This is a genomic window from Kitasatospora sp. NPDC001119 (genome assembly GCF_053598475.1).
Genome location: NZ_JBSFKI010000028.1, coordinates 35,596 through 56,082 on the forward strand (window position 1 = coordinate 35,596; position 20,487 = coordinate 56,082).

The 20,487-nt window shown below is 73.7% G+C and carries 14 protein-coding genes; 3 read left to right on the top strand and 11 right to left on the bottom strand.

The window, feature by feature from the left end:
• Positions 1-80: 80 nt before the first annotated feature.
• Complete coding sequence (locus ACWDD9_RS30130) at positions 81-2,108, top strand: FUSC family protein (protein WP_449813298.1); 2,028 nt, start codon at positions 81-83, stop codon at positions 2,106-2,108.
• A gap of 1 nt (position 2,109) precedes the next feature.
• Here ACWDD9_RS30130 and ACWDD9_RS30135 read toward each other — a convergent pair whose 3' ends face one another.
• The 7 genes from ACWDD9_RS30135 to rsmI form a co-directional block, all read right to left on the bottom strand.
• The gene (locus tag ACWDD9_RS30135; protein ID WP_449813299.1) at positions 2,110-3,948 is read right to left on the bottom strand and encodes an ABC-F family ATP-binding cassette domain-containing protein; all 1,839 of its coding nucleotides are present in this window, start codon (positions 3,946-3,948) and stop codon (positions 2,110-2,112) included.
• Between the two features lie 120 nt (positions 3,949-4,068).
• A complete protein-coding gene (locus tag ACWDD9_RS30140; protein WP_449813300.1) occupies positions 4,069-4,986 on the bottom strand; it encodes a 4-(cytidine 5'-diphospho)-2-C-methyl-D-erythritol kinase in 918 nt (305 codons plus the stop codon).
• On the bottom strand, positions 4,983-6,065 hold the full coding sequence (gene rsmA / locus ACWDD9_RS30145) for a 16S rRNA (adenine(1518)-N(6)/adenine(1519)-N(6))-dimethyltransferase RsmA (RefSeq protein WP_449813301.1): 1,083 nt from the start codon (positions 6,063-6,065) through the stop codon (positions 4,983-4,985). Before rsmA ends, ACWDD9_RS30140 begins: the two co-directional genes overlap by 4 nt.
• 117 nt (positions 6,066-6,182) lie before the next feature.
• Positions 6,183-7,061: a TatD family hydrolase gene (locus ACWDD9_RS30150; protein WP_416875252.1), complete on the bottom strand. Its 879-nt coding sequence runs from the start codon at positions 7,059-7,061 to the stop codon at positions 6,183-6,185.
• A gap of 1 nt (position 7,062) precedes the next feature.
• Positions 7,063-8,685: a methionine--tRNA ligase gene (metG, locus tag ACWDD9_RS30155; protein WP_049655605.1), complete on the bottom strand. Its 1,623-nt coding sequence runs from the start codon at positions 8,683-8,685 to the stop codon at positions 7,063-7,065.
• Between the two features lie 85 nt (positions 8,686-8,770).
• Complete coding sequence (locus ACWDD9_RS30160) at positions 8,771-9,196, bottom strand: hypothetical protein (RefSeq protein ID WP_181970659.1); 426 nt, start codon at positions 9,194-9,196, stop codon at positions 8,771-8,773.
• Positions 9,197-9,431: 235 nt separating this feature from the next.
• Positions 9,432-10,301: a 16S rRNA (cytidine(1402)-2'-O)-methyltransferase gene (gene rsmI / locus ACWDD9_RS30165; RefSeq protein WP_117489273.1), complete on the bottom strand. Its 870-nt coding sequence runs from the start codon at positions 10,299-10,301 to the stop codon at positions 9,432-9,434.
• Between the two features lie 106 nt (positions 10,302-10,407).
• On the opposite strand from rsmI, the gene ACWDD9_RS30170 reads away from it, so the two are divergent.
• Both ACWDD9_RS30170 and ACWDD9_RS30175 read left to right on the top strand, forming a co-directional pair.
• Complete coding sequence (locus ACWDD9_RS30170) at positions 10,408-12,189, top strand: dolichyl-phosphate-mannose--protein mannosyltransferase (RefSeq protein WP_375876015.1); 1,782 nt, start codon at positions 10,408-10,410, stop codon at positions 12,187-12,189.
• 186 nt (positions 12,190-12,375) lie between these two features.
• Positions 12,376-14,145 carry a penicillin-binding transpeptidase domain-containing protein gene (locus ACWDD9_RS30175; RefSeq protein WP_074001273.1) on the top strand — a complete coding sequence of 590 codons (1,770 nt, stop codon included), beginning with the start codon at positions 12,376-12,378 and terminating at the stop codon, positions 14,143-14,145.
• Positions 14,146-14,197: 52 nt separating this feature from the next.
• Here the strand turns inward: ACWDD9_RS30175 and ACWDD9_RS30180 are convergent, their stop codons facing one another.
• From ACWDD9_RS30180 to ACWDD9_RS30195, 4 genes are all read right to left on the bottom strand, one after another.
• Positions 14,198-15,634: a glycosyltransferase 87 family protein gene (locus ACWDD9_RS30180; RefSeq protein WP_449813302.1), complete on the bottom strand. Its 1,437-nt coding sequence runs from the start codon at positions 15,632-15,634 to the stop codon at positions 14,198-14,200.
• Positions 15,635-15,762: 128 nt separating this feature from the next.
• On the bottom strand, positions 15,763-17,322 hold the full coding sequence (locus ACWDD9_RS30185) for an amino acid permease (protein ID WP_449813303.1): 1,560 nt from the start codon (positions 17,320-17,322) through the stop codon (positions 15,763-15,765).
• 178 nt (positions 17,323-17,500) lie between these two features.
• The gene (locus ACWDD9_RS30190) at positions 17,501-19,009 is read right to left on the bottom strand and encodes a penicillin-binding transpeptidase domain-containing protein (RefSeq protein WP_449813304.1); all 1,509 of its coding nucleotides are present in this window, start codon (positions 19,007-19,009) and stop codon (positions 17,501-17,503) included.
• Positions 19,009-20,340, bottom strand: coding sequence for an FtsW/RodA/SpoVE family cell cycle protein (locus tag ACWDD9_RS30195; protein WP_380775264.1), 1,332 nt, complete (start codon positions 20,338-20,340; stop codon positions 19,009-19,011). The genes ACWDD9_RS30190 and ACWDD9_RS30195 overlap by 1 nt, the downstream gene beginning before the upstream one ends.
• Between the last annotated feature and the right edge of the window lie 147 nt (positions 20,341-20,487).

A 20,487-nucleotide genomic window follows, 5' to 3' on the forward strand; every position in this document is an offset into this window, starting at 1 on the left:
GGTAGACTGACCCGGTACGCCCCATCTGCCGCGCAATGTCGCACAGCAGCGACCCCAGGCCGCAGAACGGACGTGACCGCGTGAGCTCTCCCGACGTCTCCCCTTCCCCCTGGTGGGCCCGTGCGGCGCGGCCCGCGCGGCCGCCGGTGCCGGTGGCGTTGATGGTGCGGGCGGCGGTGGGCATGGCGGTGCCGTTGGCGGTGGGGCTGCTGGTGCACCGGCTGGATCTGGGGGTGTTCGCGGGGCTCGGGGCGATGCACGCGACGATGAACGACCGGGCCGAGCCGGGCAGGTTGCGGGCCGCCCGGATCGGGACGGCGGTCCTCGCCTCGGCGCTCGGCATGCTGATCGGCACCGCGCTCCAGCACGCGGACGCGGACGGCCTCGTCCTGGGTGTCGTGCTGACGCTGACCGCTTTCGCCTCGGGTGCGCTGAGTGCGACCGGTCCGCGCGGTTCGGCGGCGGGGATGCTGCTGCTGGTGTCGGCGGCGTTGGGCAGTGGGATGCCGTTGCCGCAGCCGTGGTGGGCGGCGGCGCCGATGCTGCCGGTCGGGGCCGCGTTCGTGGTGCTGCTCGGGCTGCCGGCGGGTGCACCGAACCGGCCTGCCGCGGATCCGCGCAACCGGGCGCTGGCCGCCGCGTACGACGCGCTCGGCCGCACCCTCGCCGACCTGGGCGGCCCGCGGGCGGGCGCCTCCCGCCAGGTGTTGACGGCCCGCCTGAACCAGCTCCAGGACCTCCTCGGCACGCATCGGAGGGACCGCCGGGAACGGCAGGACCGCCGAAGCAGGCAGAACCGCCGGGCCCGGATGTACGAGGCGGCCCTCGCCGCCACCGAGGCGGCGACCGGCCTGCTGTGGGCGCGCCGCCCGGTCCCGCCCGAGGTGGCCGAGGTGCCGAACCGGCTGGCGGCCGCCGTGCGGCGGGGCGGCGGCGAGGTCGCCGTCCCCGACTGGCGGCCCGACACCCCCTCGCGGCAGGCCCTGGACGTGGCCCTGCGCGCCGCCGCCGACACCGTGGCCGGCCGCGACACCCGGCTCGGCACCGCCCCCGCGCCGCCGCCGGACCCCTGGCGGCTGCGGGTGCGGCTGCTGTCCCGGGGGTCGGTCCGGTACGGGCTGCGGGTCGCGCTGTGCATCGCGGTCGGTTCGGCGGTCACCGCCAACTACCCGCTCAGCAAGAGCTACTGGGTGCCGATGACGATCGCCTTCGTGCTGAAGCCGGACCTCGGCTCGGTGTTCCTGCGCGCGGTGAGCCGCTCGGTCGGCACGGTGCTCGGGGTGGCGGTGACCGCGGCGCTGCTCATGGCCACCACCGACGAGTGGGCGCTGACCGCGATGGCCGCCGGCTGCGTGGCCCTGCTCCCGTACGCCACGGCGGCGCACTACGGGCTGAACACCGTGGTGATGACGCCGATGGCGCTGGTCCTGCTCCAGCTCGGCGGGCAGAGCAGCGCCGCCGAGTTCTGGCCCCGGGTCCTGGACACCGTGCTGGCCAGCGCGATCGTGCTGCTCTTCGGCTACCTGCTGTGGCCGGAGCGCCCGCGCCACCGGATCGAGCCCAGGCTGGTCGACGCGACGACGGCGCTGCGGGCCTACCTGGACGCCGTCGTCCGCGGCGCCGGCCAGGACGACGGCCAGGACGACGGCCCGGACAGCGGCCCGAACAGCGGCCGGACCGGCACCGCCCAGGTGTGGCTGCGCCGTACGGCCTACCGGGCCCTGGCGGACGCCCGCCGGGAGGTGCAGCAGGGGCTGGCCGAGCCGCCGCCCACCGGCCGGCTGGCCGAGCGGTGGCTGCCGGCGACGGCGGCGCTGGAGCGGCTGGGCGGCGCGGTGGCGGCCTTCGCGGCGCAGATCCGGTACGGCGGCCGGGTGCCGGACCCGGCCGAGGTCGACCGGGTGCGGCGCGCGTTGGACGAACTGACCGCCAGCGCCCGCGCGCACCGCCCGCCGACGGCCCCAAGCGCGCCGACACCCCCGACGTCCCCGGCAACGGCGGCGACCCCGACAGTCGCAACACCCGCCCCGCACGACCCGACGCGCAGCGCGCTGGGCCGTGCGGCGGAGGAGCTCGAAGCGCTCCTCCGTACCCGACCGGACGACTGACTCAGACCTGCTCGGCCAGCTCCAGCCAGCCCATCTCCAGCTCCTCCTTCTCGTCCCGGACCGCGCGCAGCTGCGCGTCCAGCTCCGCGACCTTGGAGAAGTCGGCGGCGTGCTCGGCGAGTTGGGCGTGCAGCTTGGACTCCTTCTCGTCCAGCTTGGCGATCTGCCGCTCCAGCTTCTGCATCTCCTTCTTCGCCGCCCGCAGGTCCCCGCCGGACAGCGCGGGGGCCGCGCCCCCGTCCTCCGCGACGGCCGTGGCGGTCGGGGCGGCGGCGCCGGCCTGAGCGGCGGCGGTGGCTGCGGCGGCCATCCTGGCCCGGCGCTCCAGGTACTCGTCGACGCCGTTCGGCAGCATCCGCATATTCTTGTCGCCGAGCAGCGCGTGGACGGTGTCCGTGGTGCGCTCGATGAAGAAGCGGTCGTGGCTGATGACGACCATCGAGCCGGGCCAGCCGTCGAGGAGGTCCTCCAGCTGGTTGAGCGTCTCGATGTCCAGGTCGTTGGTGGGCTCGTCCAGGAAGAGCACGTTGGGCTCGTCCATCAGCAGCCGCAGCAGCTGGAGGCGGCGGCGCTCGCCACCGGACAGGTCGCCGACCGGCGTCCACTGCTTGTCCTTGCCGAAGCCGAACTGCTCGCAGAGCTGGCCGGCGCTCATCTCCCGGCCCTTGCCGAGGTCGACCCGCGAGCGGACCTGCTCGACGGCCTGGAGCACCCGGGTCGCCGGGTCCAGCTCGGCGACCTCCTGCGACAGGTAGGCCAGCCGCACGGTCTTGCCGACCTTGATGACGCCCGACGCCGGCTGGACGTCGCCCTCGGAGGCGTACGCGTCGCGCATCGCGCGCAGCAGCGAGGTCTTGCCGGCGCCGTTGACGCCGAGCAGGCCGATCCGGTCGCCGGGGCCGAGCTGCCAGGTGAGGTTCTCCAGCAGCAGCTTCGGGCCGGCCGTGACGGTCACGCCCTCCAGCTCGAAGACCGTCTTCCCGAGCCGCGCGTTGGCGAATTTCATCAGCTCGGACTTGTCGCGCGGGTCCGGCACGTCCGCGATCAGGGCGTTGGCGGCCTCGATCCGGTAGCGCGGCTTGGAGGTGCGGGCGGGGGCGCCGCGGCGCAGCCAGGCCAGCTCCTTGCGGGCCATGTTCTGGCGCTTCTGCTCCTCGACGGCCTCGATCCGGGAGCGCTCGGCGCGGGCGAAGACGTAGTCGGAGTAGCCGCCCTCGTACTCGTGCACCTCGCCGTTCTGGACGTCCCACATCCGGGTGCAGACCTGGTCGAGGAACCAGCGGTCGTGGGTGACGCAGACGAGCGCGGAGCGGCGCTTCTGCAGGTGCTGGGCGAGCCAGTTGATGCCCTCGACGTCGAGGTGGTTGGTGGGCTCGTCCAGGATGATCAGTTCGGGCGAGCCGAGCAGCAGCTTGGCGAGGGCGATCCGGCGGCGCTCGCCGCCGGAGAGCGGGCCGATGACGGTGTCCAGGCCGTCGGCGAAGCCGGGCAGGTCGAGGCCGCCGAAGAGGCCTTCGATGATGTCGCGGATGCGGGCGTCGCCCAGCCACTCGTGGTCGGCCCGGCCGGCGATCACCTCGTGCCGGATGGTGGCCTTCGGGTCGAGCGAGTCGTGCTGGGTGAGGACGGCCGGTTCGAGGCCGCCGTTCCAGGTGATCCGGCCGCCGTCGGGCTCCTCCAGCTTGGCGAGCATCCGGATCAGGGTGGTCTTGCCGTCGCCGTTGCGGCCGACGACGCCGATCCGGTCGCCCTCGCTGACGCCCAGGCTGACCGCGTCCAGCAGGGCGCGGGTGCCGTAGACCTTCGTGACGGACTCGATGGTGGCGAGGTTGACGGCCACGTGTGCTGCGCTCCAGGGTTCGGCGGTCGCGGGGCGGCCCGCCGCTCGACGGCCGGATGCCCCTCTCGGGACACCCCGATCTCCCCAGCCTAATGGGCCCGCCGCAGCGGCCTCACCGCGTCAGCCCGCGACGGACGCCCCCGGCACCGGCCCGTGGGTGGCGTGCGCGGTCCGGCAGGTGCCGGAGGCCCGCAGCGCCCCGGCGACCGCGGCGGCGGCCTCGGCGTCCTTGACCAGGAAGGCGCAGGTCGGCCCGGAGCCGGAGACCAGTGCCCCGAGCGCGCCCGCCTCGGTGCCGGCCCGCAGGGTGGCGGCGAGTGCGGGGCGCAGCGAGAGCGCGGCGGGCTGGAGGTCGTTGGCGAGGGCGGCGGCCAGGGCGACGGGGTCGCCCTCGGCGAGGGCGGCGAGCAGCGCCGGGTCGGCGTCCGGGGTGGGGACGTCGGTGTCGCTGGAGCCGGTGCCGGCCTCCTCGCGCAGCCGGTCGCACTCGCGGAACACGGCGGGGGTGGACAGGCCGCCCTCGGCGACCGCGAAGACCCAGTGGAAGGTGCCCTCGACGGCCAGCGGCTCCAGGATCTCGCCGCGGCCGCGGCCGAGGGCGACGCCGCCGACCAGGGCGAACGGCACGTCGGAGCCGAGTTCGGCGGCCAGCTCCAGCAGCACCGGGAGCGGGGTGCCCAGCTGCCAGAGCACGTCGCAGGCGACCAGCGCGGCAGCGCCGTCGGCGCTGCCCCCGGCCATGCCGCCGGCCACCGGGATGGCCTTGGCGATGTGCAGGTGCACGCCCGGGTCGGCGATGCCGTGGTGGGCGGCGAGCAGCCGGGCGGCGCGGGCGGCGAGGTTGCTGTCGTCCAGCGGGACGACGGCGGCGTCCGGCCCGGAACAGCTCAGCGTCACGCCCTGCGCCGCGGTGGCGGTGACCTCGTCCCCGAGGGCGACGGCGAAGAAGACGTTGGCCAGGTCGTGGAAGCCGTCGGCGCGCAGCCCGCCGACCCCCAGCTGGACGTTGACCTTGGCCGGTACCCGTACGGTGATCACTCGCTGTCCTCGGTCGTCTGCTCGGCGGACGCGGGCGCCTGCTCAGCGGACTCGGCGGGCTCGGCGGCCGCGGGCTCGGCAGCCCCGGGCTCGGCAGCCGCGGACCGGACCGGCTTGCGCTCGGCGGCCCCGGCCCGGCCGGTCCGCTGACCGGCCCCCTCGGCCCCCTCGGCCCCCTCGGCCTGGGCGGGCTTGTGCTCGGCGATCGCGGCGAACTGCTCCACCGTCAGCATCTCGCCGCGCAGCCTGTGGTCGATGCCGGCCGCCGCGAGCGCCTGCTCGGCCCCGGCGGCGGAGCCCGCCCAGCCGGCCAGCGCGGCGCGCAGGGTCTTGCGCCGCTGGGCGAACGCGGCGTCGACCACCGCGAACACCTCCTCGCGGCTGGCGCTGGTCTTCGGCGGCTCGCGGCGGATCAGCGAGACCAGCCCGGAGTCGACGTTGGGGGCGGGCCAGAACACGTTCCGCCCGATGGCGCCGGCCCGCTTCACCTCGGCGTACCAGTTGGCCTTGACCGACGGAACGCCGTACACCTTGTTGCCCGGCTTGGCGGCGAGCCGGTCGGCGACCTCGCTCTGCACCATCACCAGGGTCCGCTCGATGCTGGGGAAGGTCGCCAGCATGTGCAGCAGGACGGGCACCGCGACGTTGTACGGGAGGTTGGCGACGAGCGCGGTGGGCGCCGGGCCGGGCAGCTCGGTGACCTCCATGGCGTCGCTGAACACCAGGTCGAAGGCGTCCGCCTTGCCGGGCATCCGGGCGGCGACGGTGTCCGGCAGGTGCCGCGCCAGCACCGGGTCGATCTCGACCGCGGTCACGTGCCGCGCGACCTCCAGCAGCGCCAGCGTGAGCGAGCCGAGCCCGGGCCCGACCTCCACCACCGCGTCCTGCTCCGTCACCTCGGCGGCCCGGACGATCCGCCGCACGGTGTTGCCGTCGATGACGAAGTTCTGCCCGCGCTGCTTGGTCGGCTTCACGCCGAACGCGGCCGCCAGCTCCCGGATGTCGGCACTGCCCAGCAAGGGGGTCCCCCCGGCCGGAGGCTGGGGGCGGCTGTCAGAGGTGGGGTCGGTGGTGCTCACGCGCCAAGGATACGGGCGCCGGGGCCGCCGTCCGGACGCGCCGATCCGGACGGGGCCCGACCACGCGCCGATCCGGACGGGGCCCCGACCGCACGCTCGGGCCCCGGGGCCCCGGCGTCAGTACCCGAAGGCCCGGGCGGTGTTCGCCGCGATGGCCGTGGACAGCTCGTCCTCGGCCAGGCCCAGGGTCGCGGCCATCGAGCGCACCGTGACCGGGATCAGGTACGGGGCGTTCGGGCGGCCGCGGTACGGGTGCGGGGTGAGGAAGGGGGCGTCGGTCTCGACCAGGACCCGGTCCAGCGGGGTGGCGAGCAGGGCGTCGCGCAGCGGCTGGTTGGCCTTGAAGGTGACCGGGCCGGCGAAGGAGAGGTACCAGCCGTGCTCGGCGCAGGTCTTCGCCATCTGCGCGTCGCCGGAGTAGCAGTGGAAGACGGTCCGCTCCGGGGCGCCCTCCGCCAGCAGGACGGCGATGACGTCCTCGTGGGCGTCCCGGTCGTGGATGACCAGGGCCTTGCCGTGCCGCTTGGCCATCTCGATGTGGCGGCGGAACGACTCCTTCTGGATGTCCACGCCCTCCGGCCCGGTGCGGAAGTAGTCCAGGCCGGTCTCGCCGACCGCCACCACCTGCGGCAGTGCGGCGAGCCGGTCGATCTCGGCGAGCGCCTCGTCGAGCGCGGCGGCGCCGCCGGCCTTCCGCTGCTGGCCGGACCAGCCGTCCGCGTCGCCGAGGAAGATCCGCGGCGCCTCGTTCGGGTGCAGGGCGACGGCCGCGTGCACCTGCTCGTACCGCGCCGCCAGTTCGGCGGCCCAGCGCGAGCCGGGCACGTCGCAGCCCACCTGGACCACCGTGGTGACCCCGACCGAGGCGGCCTTCGCCAGGCCCTCGGCGGGGGTGCCGGACTGCATGTCGAGGTGGGTGTGCGAGTCGGCCACCGCCACTGCCAGGGGTTCCGGCAGCGGCGGCGGGGTCGACCGGGCGTCGTCCTTGGCGGCCATGTCAGGCGGTCGGCTTCTCTTCGAGGCGCGGGAAGAGGATCTCGCCCTTGGTGACGGTGGCACCGGCGGGCAGCCGGCCCCAGTCGGCGACGGTGGCGACGGTCTGCGCGGAGAGCGCGCCCAGCCCGGCGGCCTCGGCGCCCAGCGAGACCCACAGCTTCTCGGCGGTGGTCGGCATCACCGGGTTGAGCAGCACGGCGGTGGCGCGCAGCGCCTCGGCGGCGGTGTAGAGGATGGTGGCCAGGCGGGCCCGGCCCTCGGCCGAGTCGTCCTTGGCGACCTTCCAGGGCTCCTGCTCGGTGAGGTAGCCGTTGACCTGCTTGACGAACTCGAAGATCGCCGCGAGGCCGCCGGCGAAGTCCAGCTCCTCGCCGATCTTCCGGTCGGCCGTCTCGACGGCCCTGGTCAGCCCGTCGGCGACGGCCTGCTCGGCGTCGCCCGCGGCGGTGGCGGCGGGCAGCACCCCGTCGAAGTACTTGCCGACCATCGCGGCGACCCGGGAGGCCAGGTTGCCGAAGTCGTTGGCCAGCTCGGAGGTGTACCGGGCGGTGAAGTCCTCCCAGGAGAACGAGCCGTCGGTGCCGAACGGGATCGCCCGCAGGAAGTAGTAGCGGTACGCGTCCACGCCGAAGTGCGAGGTGAGGTCGGTGGGCGCGATGCCGGTCAGGTTGGACTTGGACATCTTCTCGCCGCCGACCATCAGCCAGCCGTTGGCGACGACCCGCTTGGGCAGCGGCAGCCCGGCGGCCATCAGCATGGCGGGCCAGATGACGGCGTGGAACCGCAGGATGTCCTTGCCGACGAGGTGGACCGAGGCGGGCCACAGCTCGGCGAAGCGCTCCGGGTCGCTGCCGTAGCCGGCCGCGGTGATGTAGTTCTGCAGCGCGTCGACCCACACGTAGAGGACGTGCTTCTCGTCCCAGGGCAGCGGCACGCCCCAGTCGAAGGTGGAGCGGGAGATCGAGAGGTCCTTGAGGTCCTGCTCGACGAAGCGCAGCACCTCGTTGCGGGCCGAGGCGGGCTGGATGAAGTCCGGGTTCGCCGCGTAGAACTCCAGCAGCTGCGGGCCGTAGGCGGAGAGGCGGAAGAAGTAGTTCTCCTCCTCCAGCCACTCGACGGGCCGCTTGTGCACGGAGCAGAGCTTCTCGTCCCCGGTGGCGCCGTCGAGCAGCTCGGAGGGGAGCTTGAACTCCTCGCAGCCGACGCAGTACGGGCCGGAGTAGCCGCCCTTGTAGATCTCGCCCTTGTCGTACAGGTCCTGGACGAACTCCTGCACCCGGGCGGTGTGCCGCTCCTCGGTGGTGCGGATGAAGTCGTCGTTGGCGATCTCCAGGTGCTGCCAGAGCGGCTTCCAGGCCTCCTCGACCAGCTTGTCGCACCACTCCTGCGGGCTGACGCCGTTCGCCTCGGCGGTCCGCATGATCTTCTGACCGTGCTCGTCGGTGCCGGTCAGGTACCACACCTTCTCGCCGCGCTGGCGGTGCCAGCGGGTGAGGACGTCGCCCGCCACGGTGGTGTACGCGTGGCCGAGGTGCGGGCGATCGTTGACGTAGTAGATCGGGGTGGAAACGTAGTACGCCGGGGTGCTCGCCCCGGTGGTGCTGTGGTCTGCAGTGGCCGCCATGGTCGGAAAGCTTAGTCGGGCACGCGGACCGCCCTCGACCGAGTTGTTCCCGGCCGGGGGCGGTCCCCGTTCCGTCGCCCCGGTGTCAGCCCAGCAGCCGCGACCAGAACCGGGCCCAGCGTCCGCGCGGCCGGGTGGGCTCGGCCGCCGCGGGCGCCCCGGCCGGCTCGGCGTGCGCCGGGTAGCCGGGGGCGTGCTGCCAGGCCTGGTCGGCGGAGGCGACCCGGCCCTCGCGCATGATCCGCACGGTGTGGCCGCCGCAGCCCGGGCAGGTCGGCTTGAGCAGCGGGGACGGCACCCGGACGCCGTTGGCGTGGTACTCGAACACGACGTGCCCGTCGTTGGCCACGTGGTGTTCGATGTCGTACGCCTGCTCCCAGCCGTACCCGCAGCGCAGGCACGCGAAGGAGTAGGCCTCCCGTACGGTCTCGACGGGAGTGTGCGGCCGGCCGGCCAGACCGGCGGTGCTCAGTGCGCTGCCACTGCGGGGGGTACCGACTACATCGCTCATGGCCGTCTCCCAGCGCCCGCCGGACGCTCGTCCGGCTGGGTCTTTCCCTTCCAGGAAATGCCCGGACCGCCCCGGCCGATGCCCGGCTTGTGAAGACTTGGATGCGCGTTGGTCAGACCTATACGAAAATCCTCGCAGGGTCCGGGAAGCGCGGCCGAAACTTCAGCTCAGCTGGTGTTTACCGGGGCCTTCTCTCCACGGTACGACTCCCCGTGAGCAACGCAACCCCCGGAATTCACCCCTTTCCCAGGCCGCTTTCCAGGCCTTCCCGCTTCGCCGCCACGACCGCGTCGAAGACCTCCCGCTTGGGCAGCGAGAGCTCCACCGCGACGGCCGCGATGGCCTCCTTGCGGCGCTCCCCGGCCTCCTCCCGGACGGCCACCAGCCGGGCCAGCTCGGCCGGGGTGAGCTCCTGGGGCGCGGCCGGCGGGGCGCCGGCGACCACGACGGTGATCTCGCCCCTGACGCCCTCGGCCGCCCAGGCGGCCAGCTCGCCGATCGGCCCGCGCTTGACCTCCTCGTAGGTCTTGGTGAGCTCGCGGCAGACGGCGGCCGGCCGCTCCGGCCCGAACGCCCCGGCCATCGCGGTCAGCGCCTCGGCGATCCGGTGCGGCGCCTCGAAGAAGACCATGGTGCGCGGTTCGGCGGCGATCGAGGCGAGCTGCCGGGCCCGGTCGCCGCTCTTGCGCGGCAGGAAGCCCTCGAAGGTGAAGCGGTCCACCGGCAGGCCGGACAGCGCGAGGGCGGTGAGCACCGCCGAGGGCCCGGGCACCGCGGTGACCTTGACGTCGGCGGCCACGGCGGCGGCGACCAGCCGGTAGCCGGGGTCGGAGACCGAGGGCATGCCGGCGTCGGTGACCAGCAGCACCCGGGCGCCGCCGAGCAGCGCCTCGACCAGTTCGGGGGTGCGGCCGACCTCGTTCCCCTCGAAGTAGGAGACCACCCGGCCCGCCGGGGTCACCCCGAGTGCCTGGGTGAGCCGGCGCAGCCGCCGGGTGTCCTCGGCCGCGATCACGTCCGCCGTGGCCAGTTCGTCGACGAGCCGGGGCGGGGCGTCCGAGACGTCGCCGATGGGGGTGCCTGCGAGAACGAGTACTCCTGTCACGGTCCCCATCCTCGCAGCTGTCGGGCGCCCGGGGTTTTTGGTGACGATTCGGTCAGCTTCCGAGGGAGCGGACACGCGTGCGAAGAGCGCCCCTACGATGTGGCGGATGAACGGCGACACGGCGGCCCAGGCGCCCACTGGTACGGACCACTCCGCGTACGGCGGCGTCGGCCTGCCGTCCCCCCGCCCACCGCAGGACGGGCCGGCCGGCTGGCGCGAGCGCCTGGCCCGGTTCGGCTACACGGCCCGCCCCACCGGGACGCTCACCGAGCGCCTGGCCCCGCCGATGCCGGACGGCCCCCGGGTGACGCCCCGGGACGTGCCGCAGTCGCCGCTGCTGCTGCGGCTGGGCGTCTCGCTGCCGCAGGGCCTGTGGTTCTTCCTCTGCCGCTGGGCCGGATGGCTGGGTCCGGTCGCGGTGGCGGTCTTCGCCGGCCTCCTGCGGTTCACGAACCTGGGGCAGCCGCACGCGATCATCTTCGACGAGACGTACTACGCCAAGGACGCCTACGCGCTCTGGCACGGCGGCTACGAGATCAACTGGCCGGAGGACGCCAACACCACGATCATGACGCCGGGCGCGGCCGTCCCGTACCGGGCGACGCCCTCGTACGTGGTGCACCCGCCGGTCGGCAAGTGGATCATCGGCCTGGGCGAGCAGCTGTTCGGCATGAACCCCTTCGGCTGGCGGTTCGCGGTGGCCCTGCTCGGCACCCTGTCGGTGCTGATGGTGGCCCGGATCGCCCGCCGGATGTTCCGCTCCACCCTGCTGGGCTGCGTGGCGGGCCTGCTGCTCGCGGTGGACGGCCTGCACCTGGTGCTCAGCCGGGCCGCGCTGCTCGACCTGGTGGTGATGTTCTGGACCCTCGCCGCCTTCGGCTTCCTGCTGCTGGACCGCGACCGCACCCGGGCCCTGCTGGCCCGGCGGCTGGGCGGGGTCGAGGACGCCCGGCTCGCCCAGCGGCTGGGCCTGGGCTGGCGCCCGTACCGGATCGCGGCCGGCGCCTGCGTCGGCCTGACCTGCGCCACCAAGTGGAGCGGTCTGTACGTCGCGGCGGCCTTCGGGCTGCTCACGGTGCTCTGGGACGTCGGCGCCCGCCGCCTGGCCGGCGCCCCGCGCCCGTTCGTGGCGGTGCTCGCCCGGGACGTGCTGCCGGCCTTCGTCTCGGTGGTCGTGGTCGCGGTCGCGGTCTACATCGCGTCCTGGTGGGGCTGGTTCGCCAGCAGCACCGCTCCCGGCCAGGGCGGCTGGGGCCGGGACTGGGCGGTCGGCCGCTCCACCGACTTCCCGTGGATACCCGAGGCCCTGCGCTCGCTGTGGCACTACCACACCACGGTCTACGAGTTCCACGTCGGCCTGAGCGACCCGCACACCTATCAGTCCAACCCGTGGTCCTGGCTGGTGCTGGGCCGGCCGGTGTCCTTCTTCTACGAGTCCCCCAAGTACGGCCAGGCCGGCTGCACCGCCGCCGACTGCGCCCGCGAGGTGCTGGGCATCGGCACCCCGCTGCTGTGGTGGACGGGCATCGCGGCGCTGGCCTACTGCCTGTGGCGCTGGGCGGCCCGGCGGGACTGGCGGGCCGGCGCGCTGCTCTGCGGCCTGGCCGCCGGCTACCTGCCCTGGTTCGCCTACCAGCAGCGGACGATCTTCCTCTTCTACGCGGTGGTCTTCGTCCCGTTCCTGGTGCTCGCGGTGACGATGCTGATCGGCGCCCTGATCGGGCCGGCCGGCGCCTCCCGGGACCGCCGGATCATCGGCTCCGCCGCGGCCGGACTGCTGGTCCTGCTGATCGTCTGGAACTTCCTCTTCTTCTACCCGCTCTTCACCGGGCAGACCATCCCGCTGGAGGACTGGCGCCGCCGGATGTGGTTCAACACCTGGATCTGATCCACCGCCCCGGACACACCGCGTTCCCGCGAACCGTCCGTATGCGGTGCACAACACGTACCAGATCCGTCACAAGTGCCGGGCGATTCGCCGGCGCACCGATCCGCGCTGCCTAGGGTGGAGGGGTACCGCGTTTCCGGCCCCGCCGGTTGCGCCCGGCCGCGAGACCCCTGGGGGACCTGCACCATGCGCAGTGGCGCGAAGATCGGCATCATCACCGGCGTGTCCATCGCCGTCCTCGCGGGCGGCGGCTACGGCGTGTACAGCCTGGTGAGCGAGTCGGACGGCGTATCCGGTGGCAAGAAGCCGCGCACCGTGGTCGCCGAGCCGCCGACCGCCGACCAGGCGACGGCCGGACTGAAGGACTTCCTGACGGCCTGGGCGGCCGGCGACATCGCCAAGGCGGCCTCGCTGACCGACGACCCGGCCGCGGCCACCGCCGGTCTGACCGCCTTCCGGGACCAGGTCAAGCCGAGCGCGCTGACCCTCACCCCCTTCGGCCCGACCACCCAGCAGGTCTTCTCCGCCGCCACCGGCACCCCCGCCCCGGCCGCCAAGCCGACCGCCGGGGCCTCCGCGACCCCGGGCGCCACCGGCACGCCGGGCGCCGGCGACTCGCCGTCCGCCGCCGCCACGCCCGCGCCCACCGGCACGCTGATGTCCTACAAGGCGCGCGCCGAGTTCGCGGGCACCAACCGGGCCTGGGACTACCAGGGCTTCCTGGGCGTCGTGAAGATGAGCGACAACACCCCGGCCGTGCACTGGGCGCCGTCGGTGATCCACCCTCACCTGTCCGGCAACGAGACCATCGCCGTCCAGCCGGTCTTCGCCCCGCCGTCCACCGTGGTCGACCGCAACGGCAAGCCGGTCCAGGGCGCCTCGCTCACCCAGTCGCTGCTGACCACCCTCCAGGACAACGCCAACAAGCTGCTGCCGCCGGACCCGGCCAAGGACCAGGACGCGGGCAGCGCGGTGGTGATCTCCGACCCGGCCGGCAAGGGCCCCCAGGACAAGCTGTTCACGATCGTCGAGCCGAAGCCCGGCAAGCCGTTCAAGCTCACCATCGACAACACCCTCCAGGCCGCCGCCGAGAAGGCGATGACCGACCTGGCGGGCAAGCCCGGCTCCATCGTCGCGATCGAGCCGAGCACCGGTCAGGTGCTGGCCTTCGCCAACTCGCCGGCCACCGGCCAGAACCGGGCCTTCGCCGGGCTGCTCGCCCCGGGCTCGACGATGAAGATCGTCACCTCGGCGGCGCTGCTGGAGAACGGCGTCAACCCGGACACCGTGGTGGCCTGCCCGGAGAAGAGCAGCAACCCGCACGCGATCCCGAACTCGTTCCCGGGCGCCTTCCCGAACAACACGCTCCAGCAGGACTTCATGATGTCCTGCAACACCGCCTTCATCAACCAGGGCCTGACCAGCCTCAAGCCCGAGACGCTGAACGGCACGGCCAAGGACGTGTTCGGCATCGGCCTGGAGTGGAAGACCGGCCTGCCGAACACCGACGGCAAGGTTCCGGCGGCGCCGGGCAGCAAGGACGAGCAGGCCATGAACTACATCGGCCAGGGCAAGGTCCAGATGAACCCGCTGGCCATCGCCTCGGTCACCGCCACCGTGCAGAGCGGCGAGTTCAAGCAGCCGATCCTGGTCGCCGAGCTGCCGCAGCAGAAGGCCGCCCGCCCGCTCTCCCCGGACGTCGACGCCAAGCTGAAGGCGATGATGGCGGCCACCGCCACCGGCGGCACCGCCAGGGACGTGATGGCCGGCATCACCGACAACGCGGGCGCCAAGACCGGCTCCGCCGAGGTCGCCGGGGTCGACGTCACCAACAGCTGGTTCACCGCCTACCGCGGCAACGTCGCGGTGGCCGCCGAGGTGCAGGGCGGCGGCCACGGCGTGGACGCGGCCGGCCCGGCCGTCGCCTCCATCCTGAAGGCCGCCGGCGGCCGCTGAGCCCCCGCAAACCCCCGCCCGCCCGGAGCCGGGCGGGCCGCCGACAGCCCGCTCAGCCTCGCGGCAGGGCGGGCTGCGGCCTTCCCCGCCGCACCCGGCCCGGCGGGACCGGGCGCCGGCTGCTCCAGCGCCGGGCCGCCAGCCGGGGCCAGATCACCAGCACCGCCGGCAGCGCCAGGTACCCGAACCGCCCGGCCGGGGCCAGCATGAAGGCGATCGCGAGCCCGGCGGCCAGCAGGTCGGCCGCGGCGATCGCGGAGACCGGCGGCCGGGCCAGCAGCCAGATCGCCACCGCGACCAGGGCCACGGTCATCAGCGCCAGCGAGATCGCGTGCCCGGTCGGCCCGAAGCCGGCCAGCACCTTGCCGGGCAGCGGGCTGCCCGCCGGGGTGCGGATCGCCGTCATCCCGAGCGGGAAGCGCACCACCTGTTCGCGCAGCGCGTCGGCCTGGGTCAGCGCGGAGGGCAGGATCACCAGCGCGCTCACCCCGACCCCGATCAGCGCGGTCCGGGCCGCCGGGCGCCGGCCGTACAGCCGCCAGAGCAGCAGGACGGCCACCGGCAGCGCGGGCCAGGCCGTCCACTTCAGGGTGCAGGCGAGGGCGAGCACCAGCCCGGCGGCGACCGTGCGGTCCCGCTCGGCGAGCGCCATGGCCAGGCAGCAGACGCCGATCAGCGGCAGGTCCACCCCGCCGACCACCAGGGCGAGCGCGATCAGCGGCGAGGCGGTGAGGACGGCCAGCGGCAGCAGCGGCGCTCGCCCGTCGCCGCCGCCGGGGCGGGCGGGCCGCAGCAGCCGCCAGGCGGCCAGCATGCAGGCGAAGAAGGTCAGCGCGAACCAGATCCGGGCGTCCCCGGCGACCCGCGCGACGGCGGTGGAGTCGCCGAACAGCTGGCGCGGCATCCCGAACAGGGACATCGCCGGCAGGTACGGGTTGTAGTCGGTGACCACCGCCGGGTGCGGCAGGTACGCGGTGCCGGTGGTGAGCAGCAGGTGGGCCGAGCGTTCGACCACCATGACCTCGGACTGGTGGCGGCCCTGCAGGGCGAGCAGCCCGAGCGGCACCAGGACGGCCCCGACCAGGGCGACCGAGGCGGCCGCCTTGGCCGCGAAGCGGCGCGGCAGGGTCAGGCAGAGCACTCCGGCCAGCACGTAGCCGGGGGCCGCGATCAGGCCCCACTGCCGCTGGTTGGGCAGGTCGGAGACGAGCGGGAAGGCGGCGGCCCAGCCGGCCGCGACGAGGCAGCCGAGCAGGTGGACGGTCCGTGTCGAGGCGAGCCCGGCCAGCCGGGCGGTGTTCAGCCGGGCGGGCGTGGGCGGAAACGTGCTCTCGCCGCGCTGGCGGGGGAAGGGCCGGACGGAGAGGCCGCGCTGCGGCCGTCGTGGCCTGGACGGCGCCTCGGTCGTGGAGGTCTGGGCCGGCGTTCCGCCGCGGCCGGTGAAGCGGCCGCGCGGGCGGGGGTAGCCGGGCGTGCGGGTGCTCACCATGGTGGAAGGTTATGGGTGGGAGCCGGGCCCTGTCGCCATGGTGTCGGACACCGGACGGGCGTTGGCGTGAAAAGGGCCGCCGGACGCGGTGGCGGTCGGCGGCCCTTCACGCGGGGTTTGCCTCCGGGTCAGCCGGCGGCGCCGTCCGAGGGCGCGGACTGCGGCTCGGCCTGCTCCAGTCGGGAGTGCTTGATGCTGTAGCCGAAGTAGACGACCACGGCGACGACGAGGGCGATCGCCCCGGCCCGGAAGGTGTCGGCGTGCAGGCCGGTGATCAGGTAGACGCAGAAGCCGACGCTGATCAGCGGGACGACGGGGTAGCCGGGCACCTTGAAGCCGCGCGGCAGGTCGGGCTGGGTGCGGCGCAGCACGATCACGCCGATCGAGACCACCGAGAAGGCGATGAGCGTTCCGAGGCTGGTGATGTCGGCCAGGACCCGCAGCGGGATGAACGCGGCCAGCGCGCCGACGCCGAGGCCCACCACGACGGTGTTCCAGACCGGGGTGCCGCTGCGCGGGGAGAGCCTGGCGAAGCGCTTGGGCAGCATGCCGTCGCGGCCCATCGAGTACAGGATGCGGGTCTGGCCGTAGATCACCACGAGGGTGATGCTGAAGATCGAGACGATCGCGCCGATCGCGAAGACGATCGCGGGCCAGCTCTGGCCGGTGATGTCCTGGAGGATCTGGGCGAGGCCGGCCTCCTGGCCGTCGAACTTGGTCCACGGCTGGGCGCCGATGCCGGCCAGCGCGACCAGGATGTAGAGCAGGGTCACCACGACCAGCGAGATGATGATCGCCAGCGGCAGGGTGCGGCGCGGGTTCTTGACCTCCTCACCGGCGGTGGACACGGCGTCCAGGCCGATGAAGGAGAAGAAGATGCTGGACGCGGCGATCTGCACGCCGCTGATGCCGAGCGGCATGAACGGGGTCAGGTTGCCGGAGTGGAAGCCGGTGAGCGCGATGCCGATGAACATCAGCAGGATCGCGATCTTGATCGCGACCATCACCGCGTTGACCTTGACCGACTCGCTGACGCCGCGGATCAGCAGGAAGCAGACCATGAAGACCAGCAGCAGCGCCGGCAGGTTGAACCAGTGGCCGCTGTCCGGCGCCCCGGAGAGCTGCTCGGGGATCGTGACCCCGAAGGTCAGGTCGAGGAACTTGTTCAGGTACTCGGCCCAGGTCACCGCGATCGCGGAGGCGGAGACGCCGTACTCCATCAGCAGGCAGATGCCGACGGCGAAGGCGACGCCCTCGCCGAGGGTGGCGTAGGCGTAGGAGTACGAGGAGCCGGAGACCGGGATCGCGGAGGCCATCTCGGCGTAGCAGAGCGCGGTGAGTCCGGCGGTGACCGCGGCGATCACGAAGGACAGGATGACGGCCGGGCCGGCCGAGGGCACCGCGGTGTTCAGCACGAAGAAGATGCCGGTGCCGATGGTCGCGCCGATGCCGATCGAGGACAGCTGCCACAGGCCGATCGAGCGGCGCAGGTGGATGCCGGAGCGCCCGCCCTCCTCGGGTGCGCCGGCCGGGAGGACGTCCTCGCCTTCGGTCTCGGCGATCAGTGTCGAGACGGGCTTGCGTCGCAGCAGACGCGCACCGATGGTGTTGCTGGCCAAAACCACGGTCCTTCTGGGCGGGGGAGGGTGTCCTTGCAGTCGGTCACCCGACGTGCCAGGGGGTGTCATCGGGGACCAACCGAACAAACATGGGACAGTACCCCGCGAAAGCACCAGTGTCGCAAACGAACAGTCCCAACCAGCGCATTGTACGAATCGGCGCATATCGATGTACAAACCGGACACTTCGTAAACGGCGCATCCTCCGCCCGGTCGCTAAAGCAGCAGCTCAGCGCACCTGCGGAGATCATCCGCCGAGCACCGCCCGCATCACCGACCGGGCGATCGGCGCCGCCAGCGCGCCACCCGTGACGTCCGTGGCCCCGCTGTCCTCGACCACCACGGCGACCGCCACCGGCGGCACCGCGTCCGAACCGGCCGGCGCCGCCCAGGCGATGAACCAGGCGTACGGCGTCCCGCTGTTGCCCACCCCGTGCTGGGCCGTCCCGGTCTTGCCGCCGACCACCGCCCCGGCGATCCGGGCGTTGCCGCCGGTGCCGTTCTCCACCACGCCGGTCATCAGCCCGCGCACCTGCCCGGCCACCGCCGGGGTCATCGCCCGCCGGTACACGGCCGGCTTCATCAGCTGCACCGTGGTGCCGTCGCTCCTGGTCAGCCGGTCCACGAGCTGTGGCCGCATCACCGTCCCGTCGTTGGCCACCCCGGCCGCGACCATCGCCATCGTCAGCGGGGTGGCCGCCGTGTCGAACTGCCCGATCGAGGAGAGCGCCAGCTGCGACTCGTCCATCCGGGTGTCGAAGTTCGACCGGGCAGCCCGCACCGGGACGTCCAGCCTCGCGTCGTTGAAGCCGAGGTTCCCGGCCATCTCGGCCATCCGGTCCAGCCCGGTCCGCACCCCCAGGTAGCCGAGCACGCTGTTGCAGCTGGCGGTCATCGCGGCGGCCAGCGACAGGTCGGCCCGGTCGCAGGCCGGGGTGTCGTTGACCAGCGGCGTGGTCGTGCCGGGCAGCACGTACGGGAAGGGCGCCCCGGTCGGCGCGGCCGGGTCGGTGACCACCCCGGCCGCCAGCGCGGCCGCGGCGGTGACCACCTTGAAGGTCGAACCCGGCGGGTAGGTCTGGCGCAGCGCCCGGTTGAGCATCGGCTGGTCGGCGTCGGCCTGCAGCCGGTTCCAGGCCTCCTGGTCGTCGGCGCCGTACCCGGCGAAGGAGCCCGGGTCGTACGAGGGCGTGCTGGCCAGCGCCAGGATCCGCCCGGTGGCCGGCTCGATCGCGGCGACCGCGCCCTTCTGGTCGCCGAGCCCGCGCATCGCGGCCTGCTGGGCGGCCCGGTTCAGCGTGGTGTGGACGTCCCCGCCGGGGTTCTGCCGGCGGGAGACGGCGTCCCAGACCGACCAGCCCGCCAGCCGGCCGTCGGTGCCGGTCAGCAGCTCGTCCTCGGTCCCCTCCAGCTGGGTGGTGCCGTACGCCTGCGAGGCGAAGCCGGTGACCGCCGCGTAGGTCGGGCCGTCGGTGTAGCTGCGCTTGTACGCGTACCGGCCGCCGGTCGGCTCGGAGCCGGTCACCGGGTCCGGGCCGACCAGGATGTCGCCGCGCGGCTGGGCGTACCGCTCGACGGTGAGCCGCTGGTTGGCGCTGTTGCGGTCGAGGTCCTGCGCCTGGAACACCTGCACCCGGGTGGCCTGCACGCACAGCGCCGCGACCAGCAGCAGGCAGAAGGTGCCCGCCCGGCGCCCGGTGACCGAGATGCCGGGCAGCCCCTGCGGGCCGTTCCCCCTGGACGGGACGCGCGCCATCAGACCTCCCCGGTCACGGGCCGGCGGGCGTCGTCGCTCATCCGCACGAGCAGCGCGACGATGATCCAGTTGGTGACCACCGAGGAACCGCCCTGGGCGATGAACGGCATGGTCATCCCGGTCAGCGGGATCAGTGCGAGCACCCCGCCCGCCACCACGAACACCTGGAGGCCGACGATCGCGGCCAGCCCGATCGCCAGCAGCCGCCCGAACGGGTCGCGCAGCGCGATGCCGGTCCGGAAGCCCCGCGAGACCAGCGCCGCGTACAGCAGGAACACCGCGGTCAGCCCGGTCAGCCCGAGCTCCTCGCCGATCGTGGCGAGGATGAAGTCCGACTTGGCGGCGAAGCCGATCAGCACCGAGTGCCCGTTGCCGAGCCCGGTGCCCAGCTCGCCGCCCCAGGCGAAGGCGAACAGCGACTGGGCGATCTGGTTGGCGCCCCGGCCCGCCTCGATCGAGCCCAGCGGGTCCAGCCAGTCCGCGACCCGGCTGTGCACGTGCGGCGAGAGCCAGCCCACCGTCACCGCCCCGACGGCGGCCAGGCCCAGGCCGATCGCGATCCAGCCGGTGCGCGCGGTCGCCACGTAGAGCATCACCACGAACAGGCCGAAGAACAGCAGCGAGGTGCCGAGGTCGGTCTCCAGCACCAGGACGCCGACGAACGCCGCCCAGATCAGCAGCACCGGTCCGAGCACCCGCCCGCGCGGCAGCTGCCAGCGCCAGACCCGGCGGCCGGTCAGCGCCAGCGCGTCCCGGTGCACCGCCAGGTACGCGGCGAAGAAGACCGCCAGCAGGATCTTGGCGAACTCCCCCGGCTGGAAGGAGAGCGGCCCGATCACGACCCAGATCCGGGAGCCGTACACCGGCGGGAAGAAGATCGGCAGCACCAGCAGGACCAGCGCCACCAGCGCCCCGACGTACGCGTAGCGCCGCAGCCGCCGGTGGTCGCGCACCAGCAGCACCACCGCGATGAACAGCGCCACCCCCAGCGCCGACCAGAGCAGTTGGGTGGAGGCGGCGCCGCGCCCCGGGGTGGCCCGGTCGAGCCGGTAGATCACCACCAGCCCGATCCCGTTCAGCAGCACCGCGATCGGCAGCAGCAGCGGGTCCGCGTACCGGGCCCGCCACCGGACCACGGCGTGCGCCGCCAGGGCGAGCACGCCCAGCGCGGCGCCGTACTCGGCCGCGTCGGCCGGGACGTGGCCGTCCAGGTTGACGCCGACTTCGACGTAGCCGAACACGGCGATCAGGACGGCGCCGACCACCAGCACGAGCTCGGTGGTGCGCCTGGTCGGCACCGGCCGGCTCGGCCCGGCGGCGGATCTCGGCACGGCGGAGGGTGTCGCCACGGACCGTCCTGGGGGTCGCGGTCTAGCGGGGAGGGTCCGGGCGCCGGTGCGGCGGCGCCCGTGTCCCGGTTCGTCACCCTAACGAGTGCTATCCGTATTTTTGACACTCCGCCACGGTGTGTCCGCCGA

Bases quoted from the DNA above. Each gene is read 5' to 3' on its own strand.
- ACWDD9_RS30150 (WP_416875252.1), bottom strand. From the start codon at position 7,061: ATGGCCGCCAAGGACGACGCCCGGTCGACCCCGCCGCCGCTGCCGGAA.
- metG (WP_049655605.1), bottom strand. From the start codon at position 8,685: ATGGCGGCCACTGCAGACCACAGCACCACCGGGGCGAGCACCCCGGCG.
- ACWDD9_RS30160 (WP_181970659.1), bottom strand. From the start codon at position 9,196: ATGAGCGATGTAGTCGGTACCCCCCGCAGTGGCAGCGCACTGAGCACC.
- ACWDD9_RS30170 (WP_375876015.1), top strand. From the start codon at position 10,408: ATGAACGGCGACACGGCGGCCCAGGCGCCCACTGGTACGGACCACTCC.
- ACWDD9_RS30175 (WP_074001273.1), top strand. From the start codon at position 12,376: ATGCGCAGTGGCGCGAAGATCGGCATCATCACCGGCGTGTCCATCGCC.
- ACWDD9_RS30180 (WP_449813302.1), bottom strand. From the start codon at position 15,634: ATGGTGAGCACCCGCACGCCCGGCTACCCCCGCCCGCGCGGCCGCTTC.
- ACWDD9_RS30185 (WP_449813303.1), bottom strand. From the start codon at position 17,322: ATGACACCCCCTGGCACGTCGGGTGACCGACTGCAAGGACACCCTCCC.
- ACWDD9_RS30190 (WP_449813304.1), bottom strand. From the start codon at position 19,009: ATGGCGCGCGTCCCGTCCAGGGGGAACGGCCCGCAGGGGCTGCCCGGC.